The sequence below is a fragment of the Alteromonas confluentis genome (genome assembly GCF_001757105.1).
GTDB classification, from domain to species: Bacteria; Pseudomonadota; Gammaproteobacteria; order Enterobacterales; family Alteromonadaceae; genus Alteromonas; species Alteromonas confluentis.
This window is the reverse complement of sequence record NZ_MDHN01000005.1, coordinates 115,675-133,464: the sequence shown is the minus strand read 5'-3', so window position 1 is coordinate 133,464 and position 17,790 is coordinate 115,675. Positions and strand designations below refer to the sequence as shown.

Here is a 17,790-nt window from a genome sequence, read left to right as displayed (position 1 = left end):
ACTTTATGGTGCAATTGCACCGTAATGAAACGTAATGCTAGAGATGACCTTTTTTTACCATAAATATTTGACCAAATGGTCTACTTTTAATTATAAAATGCAGATATAGTAATGCGTTCAAGCGATTTTAAAAATACATGGAGTTCGGTATGGTCCGTTTTCTGTTGAACAATGAACCTGTCGAACTACAGGTCAACGACCCGAATATGACTGTGTTGCGTTTCTTAAGGGAACGTCAACGTAAAACCGGTACAAAAGAAGGTTGCGCTGCCGGTGATTGCGGTGCCTGCACAGTGGTTGTTGCATCACCAAGCGATGAAGGGAATTCACTGTCTTACACTACGATAAATAGCTGTATTGCTCTGCTTTCGTCTTTGCAGGGCAAACAACTTATCACTGTTGAGGATCTTGCCGACAAACAAGCACTACACCCGGTGCAGGCCTCAATGGTCGAGCATCATGGTTCCCAGTGCGGATTCTGTACGCCGGGTTTCGTTATGTCAGCATTCGCCCTGTATCATACTGCGAGTAACCCTCAACGGGAAGACGTCGTTGATGCCCTTTCGGGTAACCTTTGCCGGTGTACGGGCTATCGGCCCATTATTGATGCTACGCTTTCGGCGTGTGCAGATAAAACCGACGACAAATTTGATGCCCAACAATCGCAAACATTGGAAAAGCTGGCTACGTTAGCGCAGCAAAGCACGCCGGCGGTTAACGCAAAATTACTCATGCCTGCTACCCGCGTGGCCCTAAAAGCCGCCATTGCTGCAAACCCGGATGCGCCTCTCGTGGCCGGCAGCACTGATCTAGCATTAGAAATCACGCAGAAGAATATCCAGTTCGAATGCCTGATTAGCCTTTCGCAAATGGCAGCGCTTAAAACCATTTCTTCCGATGACCAGGGCATTCATATCGGTGCTGCGGTACCGCTAAGCCAGGCAATGGAAACCCTCATTCAGTTTTATCCATCACTGAAGGAATTGTTCACCCGGTTTGCATCGCTGCCGGTGCGTAATCAAGCGACCTTGGGCGGCAACGTGGCAAACGCCTCGCCTATCGGGGATACGCCACCGCTGCTGCTGGCATTAAACGCGCAAATCATTGTCGATGATGGCAACGCCGAGCGCATGATTGCTGCGAAGGATTTTTTCCTCGGTTACCGGAAAACTGCGCTCAAAGCAGGCGAATGGATTAACCGAATCACTTTCCCATTGCCCGTAGCCAACCAGCATTTAGCCGCCTATAAAATTTCTAAGCGCATGGAAGATGATATTTCGGCAGTACTCGCGGTTTTTAACGTTGTTATTGAAGATGGCGTGGTATCGAAGGTAAGTACAGGCTTCGGTGGCGTGGCAGCCACCCCTATACATTGTGCGCCGTTAGAACAGGCGTTAATCAACCAAAACTGGCAGGATGCTGCTTGCAAAACAACCGGAAAGCAAATTCTTACCGACGCGTTCAGCCCCATCGATGATGTTCGTGCTACCGCCGCCTACCGAAAACAGGTTTTAGGGAATTTGTGGCATCGATTCTGGCTAGAAAACCAAGCTAACAACGCTATTGAAACACGGGTGGTGACCCATGCGTAAACTTGTCCAAACCTTACCCGGTATCGACCATCCAACCCGTCAGCAAAATAGTCCCCTTGGGAAAGATAAGTCACACGAAAGTGCGGTTCGCCAGGTTAGCGGGCAAGCGCGTTATGTTGACGATATGCCAGAACCCGCCAATATTGGCTATGTCGCGCTTGGCACCAGCGAATGTGCTGCCGGTAAAATCGAGTCTATCGATCTTGATGCAGTGCGCAACAGTGACGGGGTTATTGATGTCATTACCATCCACGATATTCCCGGTCATACCGATATTGCCCCCGTTTTCGATGGCGACCCGGTACTGGCTGAGAACGATATTTTATTTTACGGCCAACCCGTTTATGCGGTATTGGCAAACACCACGGAACAAGCACGCTCTGCTGCTGCAAAAGGTGTTATTACCGTTAGCGACGGCTCTCCTACCCTCACTGTCGATGACGCATTGGCGAAGCAGTCCTTTGTGCGACCTACCCATGTTATTGGCAATGAAAGTGCCATTGAAACGGTTAGCGGGGCAGCTCATCAGCTATCAGGCTCATTGTTTGTTGGCGGTCAGGAACACATGTATCTCGAAGGTCAGGTGTCCATGGCGATTCCTGAAGAAGAAGATCGCATGATGATCTACACCTCAAGCCAGCACCCCAGCGAAGTACAGAAACTGGTGGCAGAGGTATTAGGTACAAAGCTACACCGCGTTACCGTTGACATGCGACGCATGGGAGGCGGCTTTGGCGGTAAAGAAAGTCAGGCAGCGCAATGGGCCTGTATTGCCGCCGTTTTGGCGCAACGTAACGGTTTGGCAGTGAAGTGTCGTTTGCCCCGCTCTTTAGATATGTCGGTCACCGGCAAGCGTCACCCCTTTGAAAATAGCTGGCGAATTGGGTTTGATGAAAACGGCATGATTCAGGGCGCAGACATCACCGTAAACGGAAACTGTGGCTACAGTGCAGATTTATCTGACGCCATTGTCGATCGCGCCATGTTCCATGTGGATAACGGTTATTTTCTTGGCGACAGCCATGTTGTCGGCCACCGACTTAAAACGTCCTATGTTTCTCACACAGCTTACCGCGGATTCGGTGGCCCTCAGGGCATGATCGTCGCGGAAGCCATGATGGACGGCATCGCCCGTAAGCTTGGCGAAGATCCACTGACCATCCGTAAGCGCAATCTGTACGGCGAGACCACCGGTAATACCACGCCTTATGGCATGGACGTGGGCTTTAACCTGCTACCAGACATGATCAGTAAATTAGAGGCCAGCGCGGATTTCTGGCAGCGCCGTGAAACGATAACCGCCTTCAATAAATCCAGTCCGATCATCAAAAAAGGCTTAGCGATGACACCGGTTAAGTTTGGCATTTCGTTCACGGCCAAACACCTTAACCAGGCCGGTGCATTAATTCACATTTATACCGACGGCAGTATTCAGGTGAATCACGGTGGCACAGAAATGGGTCAGGGTTTGCATACGAAAATCGCCCAAATTGCCGCCCATGAATTCGGTGTCGATACTGCTGACATCGAAGTTACCTCTACTCGCACAGACAAGGTGCCTAATACCTCGCCCACGGCCGCATCTTCGGGCACCGACTTGAACGGTAAAGCCGTACAAAATGCCTGTATTACGTTGAAGGAACGGTTAATTGAATTCTGGGCGGCGGAGTGTGGTGTGTCGTCAGATGGCGCAAAGTTTGAAAATTACCAGCTTACCATTGGCGAACACACGATTGACTTCCCAGCGCTGATCCAGGCAGCGTATCTGGGACGCATCTCACTGTCGAGCACCGGCTACTATCGAACGCCAAAAATCTACTACGACCGTGAAACCGGCACCGGCCGCCCCTTCTTTTACTTCGCTTATGGCGTTGCGGCCTCAGAGGTGTCAATAGATACCCTCACAGGAGAATACAAAGTTGAAAAGGTGGATATTCTGCACGATGTGGGCGCCAGTCTGAATCCGGCTATTGATGTTGGCCAGATTGAGGGCGGCTTTATACAGGGCATGGGTTGGCTCACCAGTGAAGAACTGAAGTGGGACGACCACGGCCGCCTTACCTCCAACAACATGGCTACCTATAAAATTCCCGCCATTGGCGATACCCCTGCAGAGATGAACGTGAGCTTGTATCGTCGGCCTAACGATGAAGACAGCATCTACCACTCTAAAGCGGTGGGTGAACCCCCATTCATGCTGGCGATATCGGTATGGTGTGCACTTAAAGATGCGATCGCCAGCCTCGATGACTACCAAACCGATCCTTATCTGCCTACCCCTGCCACGCCCGAGAAAGTGCTTGATGCAGTCATGGCGATGCAGGCAAAGAGCGGGAGTAATGCAGCATGATGCGCCCTCGTACCTGGTTTGATGCCATTAGTTATTGCCATCAACATAGCGAAGCCTATGTGTTAGTTACCGTGCTCAGCGCGGCGGGCTCCGTCCCTCGGGAACAGGGCGCTAAAATGGTGATCACCGGCGACAGTCAATACGACACTATCGGCGGCGGTCACCTGGAGTTCGATGTGGTGAACAAAGCTCGCGCTTTCCTTGCAGAAGGCAATACGTCTCAGCATATCGAATCTTATCCGCTCTCCAGCAAGCTGGGTCAATGTTGCGGCGGTGCAGTAAAAGTGCTGTTTGAAATTAAAACCTGTCACTGCCAAACGCTGGCGATTTTTGGTGCCGGTCATGTGGCACAAGCACTGGTTCCCATTCTTGCGCAACTGCCACTCAGCATTCGATGGGTTGACAGCCGCGATGCGGTTTTCAGTGCGATGAATATTCCGCAGGGTGTATCGACGATTGTCGATGAACAGCCGGAAGGAGAATTGGCGCTGTTGCCTGCAAACAGTTGGCTGCTTATTCTCACCCACGACCATCAGCTTGATTTTACATTGGCAGAAACCGCTCTGAAAGCGGGACGCTTTCCCTACGTCGGCATGATTGGTTCTGATACAAAAGCCAAGCGTTTTCGTACCCGTCTTGCCCATCGCGGCTTCGATGATGCCGCTCAACAACCACTGGTGACGCCGGTGGGGAACCTGTCTATTCCCGGTAAAAAGCCCATAGAAGTGGCGGTTTCGATCAGCGCCCAAATTATTGCGCTTTTAAATACCCCTAGCGAAGAATTTAACCGAACCATTACCAAGGACACCGCGATAGTATGAATGTGAAAGCACTCAACGCCCTGCCCTGGCAAGATGCAAAAAGCTGGTTTACCCAAACCTGTGCCGCACAGCGCTGGGCCACCATGATGACCGACGACCGGCCCTATAAAAATGAGGAAGAGATACTCAGCCACGCTAACCGTGTTTGGTCAGGCATGGATAAAAACGACTACCTGGAAGCTTTCACCGCTCACCCGATGATTGGCGATTTAGACAGCTTGCGGAGCAAATTTGCCAATACGCGCACATTGGCCGCGGGTGAACAGTCTGGCACCGCTGAAGCCAGTGAAGCCACACTCCTTGCCTTACGCGAGAAAAATCTGGCTTACCGTGAAAAACATGGGTTTATTTTTATTATCTGCGCTACCGGTTTATCAGCAGAAACCATGCTGAAAGCACTGGAGACGCGTTTAAGTAACACCACCGCGCAAGAAATGGAAAATGCAGCAGCAGAGCAAATAAAAATCACCTGTTTACGTATTTCCAAAGCAATGAATTCGGAAGGATAACTATGATTTCTTTATCCAGTCATGTACTCGACACCACTTCCGGTAAGCCGGCCAGTGCATTACCGCTCACACTTACCTTCCCCGATGGCACCACCGCTGAAGGGAAAACAGACGACGACGGCCGCTGCAAAACCTGGGGCGACGTGAGTTTTACGGCGGGCACCTATCAACTTAGATTCCACTGTGAAGCCTATCTTCTTGCTCAACATGGAGACAGTTTCTACCCTTTTGTAGATATTACCTTTGTGATGACCGAAGACGGTGGCCACTATCATGTGCCACTGTTGATATCTCCATTTGGCTTTAGTAGTTACCGGGGTAGTTAGTGAGTAAACCGTTACACAACCCGATTTATCTGTTTCGTGCGAAGATCCTGCATTTTCCTCAGGTTACCGATAACCCGCAGCAGGATTTACAATGCTACGCCGATGGTGGTCTGGCCGTTCAGGGCGAAAAAATTCTCGCTATTGGTAACTTTGGTGACATCCGCGATGATTACCCTGAAGCCGTAATCCACGATCATAAACATCGCTGGATCATGCCAGGGCTCATTGATAGCCACCTGCATTTTCCGCAAACCGAGATGTTAGCGTGCTATGGCGAGCAATTGTTAAGCTGGCTTGAAAATTACACCTTTCCCACCGAGAAGAAATTCACTGATAGCGAATATGCCGCAGCCATGGCAGAGGTGTTTTTGCGTCAGCTTTTCAAAAATGGCACTACCACGGGGTTAGTATACCCTACCGTACACGCCGAGTCGGTTGACGCATTGTTCCAAGCGGCTCACCACAAGAACATGGCCATGGTTACCGGCAAAGTGTGTATGGACCAGCATTGTCCAGACGGACTTATCGATACACCAGAATTGGCCTATGCCGACAGCAAGGCGCTCATTGAAAGGTGGCACGGAAAGGACCGGAATCTTTATGCCATTACGCCTCGTTTTGCGCCAACCAGCAGCCGCGAACAATTATCTATGCTAGGGAAATTGGCGAGTGAACACCCGGATGTATTCATTCAAACCCACCTGAGTGAAAATCAGAAAGAAATCGACTGGGTAAAGCAATTGTTTCCCGAACGGGATGGCTACCTCGATGTATACGACCATTATGGCCTGGTGCGGGAACGTGCCGTATTTGGTCACTGTGTTCACCTTACCGATAGCGAATGGCAACGCATGGCTGACGCCAAGGCGACGATTGCGTTTTGTCCCACTTCAAACTTGTTCCTCGGCAGCGGCTTGTTCGACATGAATAAGGCCCGCACCATGAAAGTACCGGTTACCCTGGCCACCGATGTTGGTGCCGGAACCACCTTCAATATGTTTCGTACTTATGGTGAAGGCTACAAAGTGTGTCAACTGCAACAAACTGCGCTGTCGCCCATTGAGGGCTTGTACCTAATGACGCAGGGCGCAGCCCATGCGCATAAACTTAGCGGCGAAATTGGCAACCTGAATCCCGGCACCTTCGCTGATTTTATTATTGTAGAGCCAGCCTTCGACGAACTCACCGAACACCGCCTGAATAACCGTGATACAGCCGAAGAAATGCTGTTTGCACTGAGTATGCTGGGTGACGACCGTACCATTGTGGAAACCTGGATTGCCGGGTCGCCCCAATACAAAAAACAGGAGATTTAAACCATGCAGGGACTCGACTGGCTCTCGCTATTCGTACGCTGGTTTCACGTAATCGCCGGTGTCGCCTGGATTGGCGCATCATTTTATTTTATCTGGCTGGATAACAGCCTGCGTACACCGCCAGAGTGGAAACAGAAGAAAGGCATAAAAGGCGACTTATGGGCCATCCATGGTGGCGGTTTTTACGAGGTTGCTAAATACGCCTACGGCCCTGAAGCCATGCCCACCACGCTGCACTGGTTTAAATGGGAGGCCTACACCACCTGGTTAAGTGGCTTCGCCCTGTTGATTATTGTTTATTACTTCGGCGCATCCGCCTATTTAATCGATCCGTCGGTAAACGCACTTACACCACTAAGTGCAATCTTGTCTGGACTCGGCGTAATCTTTGGTGGCCTGGCAATTTATGAATTAGCCTGTAGAAGCCCATTGGCCAAATCCCCAAAGGCCTTTGCAATCTTTTTAATTACCCTACTCTGCTTTACCAGTTGGCTAACCAGCACATTATTCAGTGGCCGGGGCGCGTACATTCACGTAGGTGCACTAGTAGGCACTATTATGGTGGCTAACGTGTTCCTGAACATTATGCCAAATCAGCGCAAGATGGTGGCTGCGGTAGCAAACAAAGGTGACATCGACCCGGCCTGGGGCGCCAGTGCTAAATTGCGCTCAGTGCATAATAACTACCTTACGCTGCCATTGCTTTTCATCATGATCAGCAACCATTACCCGATGACCTATCAACATCCTCAAAACTGGTTGGTACTGATTGCAATTATGGCGCTATCTGCCTGGATACGTCACTTTTTCAACCTCAAACACCAGCATGTTAAAAAGCCCTCTATCTTAATTACTGGCGCTATCGGTATGCTGTTGTTAGCCATCTGGGTATCGATGCCGGTTGCCGCCCCCTCTGCGGAAGCGACAGCAGATGAAGATAAAAAAGAATCCTCAGCGACGGTGCGGACTGATGCAGATAATGAAGTAGCGGCGCTTGTCGAAAAACACTGCACCAGCTGCCATGCATCTGAACCTACCGATGATATTTTCAAGGTGGCGCCTCTTGGCGTAAAATTCGACAACTGGGCAGATATTAAACGCTATGCACCGCAAATCTATCAGCGTGCCGCTGTTACTAAAGACATGCCGTTTCTCAATAAAACCGGCATGACCGAAGAGGAACGACAGGCTATCGCAAGCTGGTATCAGCAGCGTTAAAAAAACTGCAGCAAGCTTTTCGGTACATGAATGTCAGAAAAGGTATTTATGTACCGGTTAATTGTCTTTTAATTCAGCCATATTAAAAATAACTTAAAATAATAGTATACATTCACACTAAATAAGCGTATCTTCGCCTAGCTTTAGAAAAAGCAGCTTTATCTACTACTGTTCGATGCTCCTCTTTTTCCTCTTTAATTTATTTTCAAGATGAACTCGATTTTACATTGGCTCTAATGGTTAATGGTTTGTCTTAATTTCTATAGTAATTCCGATGAAAATTTTCATCACTCAAATAAATTAAAGGTATTAAATATGTCTAATTCAGTAAATGGTACAGTAAAGTGGTTTAACGAAGATAAAGGTTTTGGTTTTATCACGCCAGAAAACGGCGGTAAGGACGTATTCGTTCATTTCCGTTCAATTGTATCAGAAGGTTATAAGTCTCTTTCTGAAGGCCAGCAGGTAGCATTTGTTATCGAGCAAGGTCAGAAAGGACCACAGGCGAGCAACGTAGTTCCTGCGTAATCGACCTCAGAAAAAGGACCGTCCGGTCCTTTTTCAAAGTACCCTCAAGAAACAGTATTCCCGGCATATCTGCCCTTATAAAAAAGAAAAATAATATGATTCATACTTTAAATGGCGTGACGATTGAAGCACAGCCACCAATTTCATCTATCTCTGTAAATAAGAACAGTGTTGCGTTCAGAGATATGAATAATGCAAAGCTCATCCACCTCCAGAATAACGCTGATAAAAATAAATTTTTAAGCTGGTTGTTAACAATTTAGCCCACGACAGAAAGCTAAAATTCCCCTTTCGTTTGAAAGAACCTTCGCTATTGTAAATTTAAGTTCTCTTTTCAATCTTATATTTCTTCTAAACAGTTATTCGAGTTGTGGACACTGGCTCCCCTGGTCATCGCAAATCGCCTGTTCCGTCTGTCGACGGCACCACAGTTACCGGCTTTTAGAATGAAATTTATTATGATTTTTTACCGTTCTGTCAGCGTTTCCCTTCTTAGTTTAGCTATTGTAGGTTGTACTTCACCGCATTTCAGATCATAAATCGACGGCTGTCTTGATTTCGTCGTTACCGTCAATAATAAATACGAACGCGATACAGCTGAACTTCGCAAATATTATCCTGACGTAGCTCAGTCCCAAATTACCTATTCACTGTTAAACACGAATACAAGAACCTAAAAACCCATACCATCATCAGACGGTATGGGTCATGGTTTAATTAAACAAAAATGGGGCCGCTGTTTCTATCTGAAACGCTTAGCGAATTTATTGCCTCAAAAGGGTTTATTAATCATGATTAGAACGTGTAATTTGCAGACACCAGGTAGCTTCGACCAGGTTCATTGAAGGTATTTGCACCTGCGCTGGAAGCCTGTGTCCCTTCACGACGAACGTCAGTATTGATGAAATTCTTCACCGATAAATTGAAGCTCAGATTTTCGTTGAACTGGTACACCGCATTTAAGTTTGCGATGGTGTATGCATCGCGGTCTTCACCGGTAATCGCCTGACCTGAAGTCTGGCTCAGTTCAGGACTTTCAGTCTTACCATAGTGCTGACCGCTCAGTACAAGCTGGATTTGCTCTGTTGCCTGCCAGGTCAGCATCGCATTAACCGTGTAGTCCGGCACGATAGACAGCGGTATGCCGGTTTCTTTGTCTTTCGTTTCCAGCATAACAGTAAGGTTTGTCGACCACTGAATACTGTCAGTCAGGTTAAACTGCAGGTTACCTTCCAAACCGCGTATCACGGCTTCAGGAATGTTGTACCACTGGAAAACCTGTACATTGGCTTCACCACCCTCTTCACTTGGCAGGATGTATTCCGGCGCCACGTTACCGGTACCGATGCGATTCTTGTAATCGTTATGGAAGTAAGTGATACCGGCGTTAACACCTTCGTCGTTGGTATAGTTAATACCAATTTCTTTGTTCACTGAAGTTTCATGTTCAAGATCAGGGTTACCGATAATGTGACAGCCGCCCCCCAGGCTTGAGAAGTCCAGCGGACAGCCATTACCACGGGTGTAATACACGTAGTTAGGGTTCAGCTGATACAGGTTAGGGGCTTTAAACGCACGGCTGATACCACCCTGTACAACAATATTCTTTGTTGCCTGCCAGGATGCATTCAAGCTGGGTGACAAATTAGTGCCCGCTTCACTGTGGTTGTCAAAACGTACGCCTGGCGTCAGCGTTACTGTCTCGGATAGCAAAATGTTGTCTTCAACATAAACACCAATTAATGTGGCATCCGTTTCTGACGGACGACTTTCAGGATCGGCATTCGCCCCTGGGATCTCACTTTCATCGGCGACATTTAAAGTAAGCTGATTGCTCACGGCATCGTCGAGGGTCTCACCGCGAAACTCAGCACCAAATGTTGCAGTTTGGGCGAATCCACCCAGCTCAAGGGGTACGTTCCACTCTGTCTTAGCAGTGATGTTAGACAGTTTGATGGTAGTTTTATCCAAACTATTGATGGCACCTTCACCACCACCAGCTGAACCTTCCCCTAAACGGCTGTTCGTTGTGCCTTCATACTGAATGTAGCTGAACGAATCCCCGAAATCGTACTGACCGGTGTGGGTAATACCGAGCGTGCGGCGGTACATCACCAACGTTTCTTCCCCAATCAGGGCCAGCGCATCCGTTTCGCTAAGCTCATCTTCCGTGGGAATAATTGGATTATCATTTTCATCCACACCATAGCGAATTCCCTGAAAGGCGTTATCCCCTGCATATTCGTTACCCTGGCGACTAAAAGCGGCCTCGAAATCCCAGCGATGTTCTTTACTTTGCTGAAAGCGTACAAGGGTGCGGAAGTCGATATTTTCAACACCTTCACGGCCTGCACCCACCGATTTTGCTTCACCACCCCGCCCCGACGTGGTATCGGTAACTTCCAGGTTTAATTGCGGATCATCTGCTTCCTGCTTGTTGTAGTTCACAATAGTACGGTGAGAAAAGCGATCAGACAGCGGTGCACTGCTAACCAAGTTGATGCGATGGTTCCCACCCTCATAGTCGTTCTGTGGAATTTCGGTTTGCAGAGACACCGTTGTAGAAGCAACTTCTGGCGACTTGGTGATAATGTTAATCACACCACCTGACGCCCCTGAACCATAGCGCGCCGCCGCAGGGCCACGAATTACTTCGATACTTTCAATGGCTTCAGGCGGCACCCAGTTACTGTCTCCGCGTGTATTTCGTTCACCTGAACGCCCCATTTTCACTGAGTTACGGGATAACACTGGCTTACCGTCTATCAGAATTAAGGTGTTTTCCGGGCCCATTCCGCGAATATCAATCTGACGTTTATTACCGTATTGGCCTGAAGATGAGTTACCTGTCAGGTTAATACCTGGCATGGTACGCACAATTTCAGAGATATCATTGGTAACTGGGCGGCGTTTGAAATCTTCTTCTGTGATTACAGACACACCTTGCGCTTGCTTCAGTTCTTCTGAAGCGGCTTTAACAACGGTGACATCCAACGTTTCTGCATCTTCTTGTGCAAGTGCCGTGACTGAAAATAGTGAGGTGATAGCAGCAGACACTGCTGTGCAGACAAACTTCCGGTTTGTTCTAAACATGCGAGATTCCTATTTAAGTATGTTTACTTCATGAGAATGATAATAGTTCTTATTTTTATTGTGGTGCGTATTATACTTAAGTAGCATCTTGAATCCACCCTTCAAAAGAAATTCTCTTTTGATTAAGGCATTAACCGGGGAAACCAGACTATTTGAACGCTGGCCGTGGCAACATTCGACAAAAATGTAATAAGGAGTAGCCGAAAAATTCGGTTTTTCGCGCATAAACCATGAGCGTTGTTCATGTAACCATTAAATAATATCAATATTCATCATAGTTTAGTCGTCCTAGAATTAACTCATGACGTAACGCGTCAATTTAATTTTTGATCCAGGGACTTCAGATTACTATGAGTAGCAAATTCACTTACACCATTAATACTGTTCGCTTTGATGAGCACTACTCACCTGCGGACGACACTCGCCTGACTACAAACTTTGCTAACCTGGCCCGCGGTGAAGCCCGCCAGGAGAATCTTCGCAAAGCGATAAACATGATCAATAACAATTTTAATAGCCTGGCAAACTGGGATAACCCGCAAAAAGACCGTTATTCTGTAGAGCTCGATATTGTGCATGTTGACGTTGACGTTGAAGGCAACGGTGAGACGTTTCCAACGATTGAAGTGTTGAAAACCAGCATCGTAGATCACTATTCGAATAAACGTATTGAAGGTATTGTGGGGAACAATTTTTCTTCTTATGTACGCGACTACGATTTCAGTGTGGTATTGCGCAAGCACAATGAAGGAAAAGACCATTTCTCAGTACCGGAAAATTACGGTGAACTGCACGGTAAAATGTTTCAGGACTTTATCAATTCCTCGGCTTATGAGGAAAACTTCAGTAAGCCACCAGTCATTTGTTTAAGTGTTTCAGACAACAAAACGTATCATCGAACCAGTAATAAGCACCCGGTGTTAGGCACGGAATACAAACCCGATGATACATCTCTAACAGAGCAGTACTTCAAAACTATGGGGATGAAAGTGCGTTACTTCATGCCTGCGAATAGTTCAGCGCCCTACGCTTTCTTTTTCTTCGGCGATTTACTGAACGACTACAGCGTGTTGGAACTCATCAGTACGCTTAGCACAATGGAAACGTTCCAGAAGATTTATCGACCAGAAATCTACAACACGAATTCTGTCGCTGGCGAGGTATACAAACCAAGCTTAAGAAATCACGACCACTCAGTAACGCAAGTGGTATACGACAAGGAAGAGCGCGCCCGTCTTGCCATTGAGCAAGGTAAATGGTGCGAAGAAAACTTCATTCAAAAACATGAAAATACGCTTAAGCAATGGGCCTCTGACATTGCGTCTGCATACTGATTTTACGCTACAGGTAGTATTACAATGACAAAATTATTCCCGACCTCCACCGCCGGAAGCCTGCCAAAGCCATCATGGTTGGCACAACCTGAACAGCTTTGGTCTCCTTGGAGACTAGAAGGAGAAGCACTGATTGCAGGTAAAAACGATGCCCTTCGGGTAACGCTGCAAGAACAAGAAAAATCAGGTATCGATATTGTCAGCGACGGAGAGCAGACTCGACAGCACTTTGTCACAACCTTTATCGAAAACTTAAGTGGCGTTGACTTTGAAAATAAAAAGACAGTAAGAATTCGCAATCGCTACGATGCGAGCGTTCCTGGGATCGTCGGCCCTGTCAGTCGCCAGAAACCTGTGTTCATTGACGACGCTAAGTTCCTGCGGGCACAAACCGATCGCCCAATTAAATGGGCGCTCCCCGGCCCAATGACCATGGTGGATACACTTTATGACGATTATTATAAAGATCGTAAAACCCTGGCTTTCGAATTTGCAAAAGCGCTGAACGAAGAAGCGAAAGAGCTTGAAGCCGCCGGCGTGAATATTATTCAGTTTGATGAACCTGCTTTTAACGTGTTCCTCGATGAAGTGAATGAATGGGGAATCGAAGCACTGGAAAAAGCATGCGAAGGCTTAAAATGCGAAACGGCAGTGCATATTTGTTATGGCTACGGCATTAAGGCCAATACAGACTGGAAAAAAACATTAGGCGAAGAATGGCGTCACTATGAAAAAACGTTCCCTGCTATCCAAAAATCGAGCATCGACATTATTTCATTGGAATGTCATAACGGGCGCGTGCCGTTTGAAGTGCTTGCATTGCTCAAAGGCAAAAAAGTGATGGTTGGCGCTATCGATGTGGCTACCCCGGAAATAGAAACTGCCGAGGACGTTGCAGCGACGATTCGAGAAGCCCTGAAATACGTTGATGCGGACAAGCTCTACCCTTGTACCAACTGCGGCATGGCGCCTTTGTCCAGAGATGTCGCCAGAGGCAAGCTTGCAGCATTAGCAGCAGGCGCTGATATCGTTAGAGAAGAGGTATCAGCCTAGATTACCCCTGAGATTGAGTTGAAGCACATTGACCGCATTGAAAACGGAAAATGTGCTTCCAAACTTACTTTTATCCAATAAAAATCATTGGCTGAGTGCAGACAATGGATGGCTAGATTGCAACGTTAAATGTACCCGCTGATCAGGCATAACCTTTAGCTCATGAGATACTCTGGCACTCACCGTTTCACCAGAATCCAGTGCAGCAAACAGTAATCGGCTGCCCCCTTCAAAACGACTCCGCAACACGGTGGCATTGGCATGTTCTGGGCTGTGCGACACAATCACATCATCCGGCCTAACCAGTAACTCCACTAACTCTTGAGCATTATTTGCGGTATACACCGGCGCGCTGCCAATGGCTGTTTCGACGTTGCTACCAGCAATACGGCCTTGTAAAAAACTGGCTTCACCAAGAAAACGTGCGACAAATTTACTGGCCGGCTTTTCGAAACACTGCTCTGGCGTGTCCAGTTGTTCCAGCACACCTTTATTCAATATTCCCACTCTGTCACCCACTGACAGGGCTTCGTCTTGATCGTGGGTTACCCAAATCGCCGGCACACCAGCCTTCTTGAGTGCATCGCGAATATCCCAGCGCAAGGTGTCTTTAAGTGCCGCATCCAAATTTGAAAGCGGTTCGTCAAGCAATACATAGCTAGGCTCATGTGCCAGCGTTCTGGCCAGCGCCACCCGCTGCTTTTGTCCGCCAGATAATCGTGAAGGCTTAGCTTGTCGGAAGTCACTGAGCCCGAGTAATTCCAACCAGTGATCAGCCAGCGTATTGTCTTTCAATCTGAACTGAACATTTTGCTCTACAGTGAGATGAGGAAAAAGGGCAAAGTCCTGAAACACCATGCCCACATTACGTTTCTCCGGCGGGACTGATTTTTCCGGCGTGGAGATCCATCCACCTTGTGCAATTTTCCCTTCAGTAACAGGGATCAAACCCGCCAGCGCTTGTAATACCGTTGTTTTGCCGCAACCTGTAGGTCCGACTAACATCAAGATCTCGCTTTCGTTCAGCTTAAGATCTAAATTTCGGACCACGCGATTAGATCCATAATCGACTGATAAACCATTAACTTCTAGCATCAGGAATGTTGACTCTCGTTAACTGAAAATTCTGCTTTTCGCTCGCCAGTGAGCATCAGGATCAACCCAAGCCCGGAAATGAACACCAAACATAAGCCCGGCACCGCAGCACGACCGAAATAGCCAGCTTCATAAACACGCCACAAATAGGTTGCCAGCGTTTCAAAACCGGTTGGACCCAGCATCAATGTTGCCGGTAATTCGCGCATAACTTCAAGGAACACCAATGCAGCGCCGGCAATCATGCCACGGGCTGTAAGGGGTAAGGTAACACGTAAAAAAGCTTCTTTCGGCGAAGCGCCCAGCACCCGTGCTGCGTTTACCAGACCACCATCCTGATTTTCAGTGGTACTACGAACCGTACTCACCGCTAACGGTAAAAAGCGCAATACATAGGCAATCACCAGCAAGCCCAGCGTTTGATACAGAACCGGAATTTGTAATCCTAAATAAACTAAGGCTGTGCCCATGACAATACCGGGCACACCGAACCCGAAATAAGTAATGCGCTCAAAGAACCGCCCTACACGACCTGCAATGGCAGCATGGGCAACGGGTATGGCCAGAATGACAGCAACAACAGCAGCCAGCATAGACGCATAGGCAGAATTCCACGCATAGGCAATATCAAACCCTTCGGCACCTTCCTGCAAAAGCCACAAGGTAAAAATGCCTAAAGGCAGAACCAAAGACATGAGAATCACCGGCGAAAACAGCCCAACAAAACTGAGACTTTTCGCTGGATGCATGTGTATTTGGATATGCTTACCCGGCCGCTCCTTTGCGCCTCGAATTTGTGATTCAATAAACAAAATCAGTACCACAATAAGCATGAGTTGAAGCGACAACATGGCAGCCTGACTTAGACCAAAGGCATTGTATTCAACAAAGATGACCCGGGTAAAGGTGTCCAGCCCCATGATCGCCGGCGTACCAAAATCAGATAACGCATAAAGCGCAGCCAACAGCGCACCAGCGGCAATGCTGTTCACCACCCGGGGCAATACAATGCGCCAAATACTCGCGGCTAATGATAAACCCAACGTGCGTGCAGCATTTATCTGACTGGCATCCAGACTAAGCAGTGCCGAGCGGGTCGTCATCATCACAAACGGATAGGTGTACAATGTCATGACCAAGCCAGCTCCCCATACCCCTTCCAGAGAAGGCGTCGTTAAGCCGGTCAAACTTTCAATCTCGCCACCGCGGCCGAAAGAAAAATACAGGGTAAATGCGCCAAGGTAACTCGGCATTGCAAGGGGCGCTGCAAATAGGATCAGCCATAAACGTTTTAGCGGAAGGTTCACGTAGGCGGAGAGCAATGCCAACGGCACGCCAATCAGCACAGCGCCAAGCACCGTAAGCCCCATCAATGCCAACGTATTTAACAATACGGTGATATTTCTGGTATCAAAAAAGGCGGTATTGTCAGAGGCAAGACTAAATAAAACGCCAACAGGCAAAATTGCAATCACCGCAATGATGATTGCAAAGGGGTACGATTTAGGCAGGTTTTTCACAGAACGCCAACATTCCTCATCAAATCTAATGTCGGTCTTATATCAGCTAATTTACGAAGATCCAAATCAGGAGGAGAAATACTGCTCAATGGGGTAAGCCCAACGGGCGGCGCAACCCCAGCAACCAGTGGGATTTCATTCGCCTCCGTTGCCAAATAAGACTGCACTTCTTTAGTAAGCAGGTAGCGAATAAAGTTTATCGGTAAATCACCCTCAGTAAGCGAAATAATGCCCGAGGCATTAACCAGACATCCGGCGTCGTTCTTGGTATAAGCAATATCCACCTTGGCATCTGGCTTGCCGGCTTTTAGTCGCAACGTGTAATAATGATTGGCAAAACCCAAATCGACTTCGCCACGCTCAACGCCCATTACCACACCCAGTTCACCGGCATATTTCTTCGCCTTGCTATTCACACCTTTCAGCCAGTTGGCTGTGGCTTTTTCGCCCTCAAGAATACGCATTGCGGTGACAAAAGACTGAAAAGAAGCATAAGCAGGCGCCCAGCCTAATTTCAGGTCGGTGTCGGCAAGGGCCATCACACTGTCAGGAATCTGGTCTGCGCGTACTCGCTCAGTATTATACGGTAAGGTGCGAATGCGCCCGGTTACTGGCGACCACATGGGATACTGAAAGCCCGGTTTTAATTGATTAACCACATCATCAGGCAGGGGCTTGGCCAACCCCTGATTAGTGATCATACCAATAGAACCGGTATCTACGGCCCAGAACAAATCTGCCCGTTTCACGCCGGCTTTAGCTTCGGCGACTAGCATATTAGCAAGTTCTGCCGTCGCACCGCGGCGGATTTGCAGATTCAATCCCGGATTCTTTTTCTTTATCGCTTCAAGCACATTCTCGTAAAGTCCACCCTCACCTCTGCCAAGATAAAGCGTGAGGTCACCTTTCAATTTGGGTAGTGAATCAACGGACACCGCATTGGCCGGATTAGCGAAGGACATGCCGGGTAATAACCCCAAACCGCCAGCTAAGCCTGCCAGCCCTAAGCCCTGAACGAACGTTCTGCGTTGCATA

General features: G+C 48.1%; 14 protein-coding genes. 10 read left to right on the top strand and 4 right to left on the bottom strand.

Annotated elements, in window-relative coordinates; translation table 11 throughout:
• The first annotated feature begins 149 nt into the window (after positions 1-149).
• The 8 genes from xdhA to cspE all read left to right on the top strand — a co-directional run bounded on the left by xdhA (position 150) and on the right by cspE (position 8,660).
• On the top strand, positions 150-1,592 hold the full coding sequence (gene xdhA, locus BFC18_RS02460; protein ID WP_070123636.1) for a xanthine dehydrogenase small subunit: 1,443 nt from the start codon (positions 150-152) through the stop codon (positions 1,590-1,592).
• Positions 1,585-3,942, top strand: a complete 2,358-nt coding sequence (gene xdhB, locus BFC18_RS02455) for a xanthine dehydrogenase molybdopterin binding subunit (protein ID WP_070123604.1) — start codon at positions 1,585-1,587, stop codon at positions 3,940-3,942. The genes xdhA and xdhB overlap by 8 nt, the downstream gene beginning before the upstream one ends.
• The gene (gene xdhC, locus BFC18_RS02450) at positions 3,939-4,763 is read left to right on the top strand and encodes a xanthine dehydrogenase accessory protein XdhC (protein WP_070123603.1); all 825 of its coding nucleotides are present in this window, start codon (positions 3,939-3,941) and stop codon (positions 4,761-4,763) included. Before xdhB ends, xdhC begins: the two co-directional genes overlap by 4 nt.
• Entirely contained in the window at positions 4,760-5,272 is a 513-nt protein-coding gene (gene uraD / locus BFC18_RS02445; RefSeq protein WP_070123602.1) for a 2-oxo-4-hydroxy-4-carboxy-5-ureidoimidazoline decarboxylase, read from the top strand. Before xdhC ends, uraD begins: the two co-directional genes overlap by 4 nt.
• Before the next feature lie 2 nt (positions 5,273-5,274).
• Entirely contained in the window at positions 5,275-5,598 is a 324-nt protein-coding gene (uraH, locus tag BFC18_RS02440; protein WP_070123601.1) for a hydroxyisourate hydrolase, read from the top strand.
• A 23-nt stretch (positions 5,599-5,621) separates the two neighbouring features.
• The gene (gene guaD, locus BFC18_RS02435; protein ID WP_070123635.1) at positions 5,622-6,914 is read left to right on the top strand and encodes a guanine deaminase; all 1,293 of its coding nucleotides are present in this window, start codon (positions 5,622-5,624) and stop codon (positions 6,912-6,914) included.
• A 3-nt stretch (positions 6,915-6,917) separates the two neighbouring features.
• On the top strand, positions 6,918-8,132 hold the full coding sequence (locus BFC18_RS02430; protein ID WP_070123600.1) for a urate hydroxylase PuuD: 1,215 nt from the start codon (positions 6,918-6,920) through the stop codon (positions 8,130-8,132).
• A 315-nt stretch (positions 8,133-8,447) separates the two neighbouring features.
• The gene (gene cspE / locus BFC18_RS02425) at positions 8,448-8,660 is read left to right on the top strand and encodes a transcription antiterminator/RNA stability regulator CspE (RefSeq protein ID WP_070123599.1); all 213 of its coding nucleotides are present in this window, start codon (positions 8,448-8,450) and stop codon (positions 8,658-8,660) included.
• 795 nt (positions 8,661-9,455) lie between these two features.
• Here cspE and BFC18_RS02420 read toward each other — a convergent pair.
• Positions 9,456-11,753 carry a FepA family TonB-dependent siderophore receptor gene (locus tag BFC18_RS02420; RefSeq protein ID WP_083272878.1) on the bottom strand — a complete coding sequence of 766 codons (2,298 nt, stop codon included), beginning with the start codon at positions 11,751-11,753 and terminating at the stop codon, positions 9,456-9,458.
• 350 nt (positions 11,754-12,103) lie between these two features.
• Here BFC18_RS02420 and BFC18_RS02415 point away from each other — a divergent pair, with 350 nt between their 5' ends.
• Together BFC18_RS02415 and BFC18_RS02410 are read left to right on the top strand one after the other, a co-directional pair.
• The gene (locus tag BFC18_RS02415; protein WP_070123598.1) at positions 12,104-13,087 is read left to right on the top strand and encodes a putative oxygenase MesX; all 984 of its coding nucleotides are present in this window, start codon (positions 12,104-12,106) and stop codon (positions 13,085-13,087) included.
• A gap of 24 nt (positions 13,088-13,111) precedes the next feature.
• On the top strand, positions 13,112-14,140 hold the full coding sequence (locus tag BFC18_RS02410; protein WP_070123597.1) for a methionine synthase: 1,029 nt from the start codon (positions 13,112-13,114) through the stop codon (positions 14,138-14,140).
• A gap of 84 nt (positions 14,141-14,224) precedes the next feature.
• Here the strand turns inward: BFC18_RS02410 and BFC18_RS02405 are convergent, their stop codons facing one another.
• The 3 genes from BFC18_RS02405 to BFC18_RS02395 are packed head-to-tail and all read right to left on the bottom strand — an operon-like array spanning position 14,225 to position 17,789.
• A complete protein-coding gene (locus BFC18_RS02405; protein WP_070123596.1) occupies positions 14,225-15,235 on the bottom strand; it encodes an ABC transporter ATP-binding protein in 1,011 nt (336 codons plus the stop codon).
• Positions 15,235-16,755 (bottom strand): ABC transporter permease, encoded by a 1,521-nt coding sequence (locus BFC18_RS02400; RefSeq protein ID WP_070123595.1) that lies wholly within the window; start codon positions 16,753-16,755, stop codon positions 15,235-15,237. Before BFC18_RS02400 ends, BFC18_RS02405 begins: the two co-directional genes overlap by 1 nt.
• The gene (locus BFC18_RS02395) at positions 16,752-17,789 is read right to left on the bottom strand and encodes an extracellular solute-binding protein (RefSeq protein ID WP_070123594.1); all 1,038 of its coding nucleotides are present in this window, start codon (positions 17,787-17,789) and stop codon (positions 16,752-16,754) included. The genes BFC18_RS02400 and BFC18_RS02395 overlap by 4 nt, the downstream gene beginning before the upstream one ends.
• Position 17,790 lies beyond the last annotated feature (1 nt).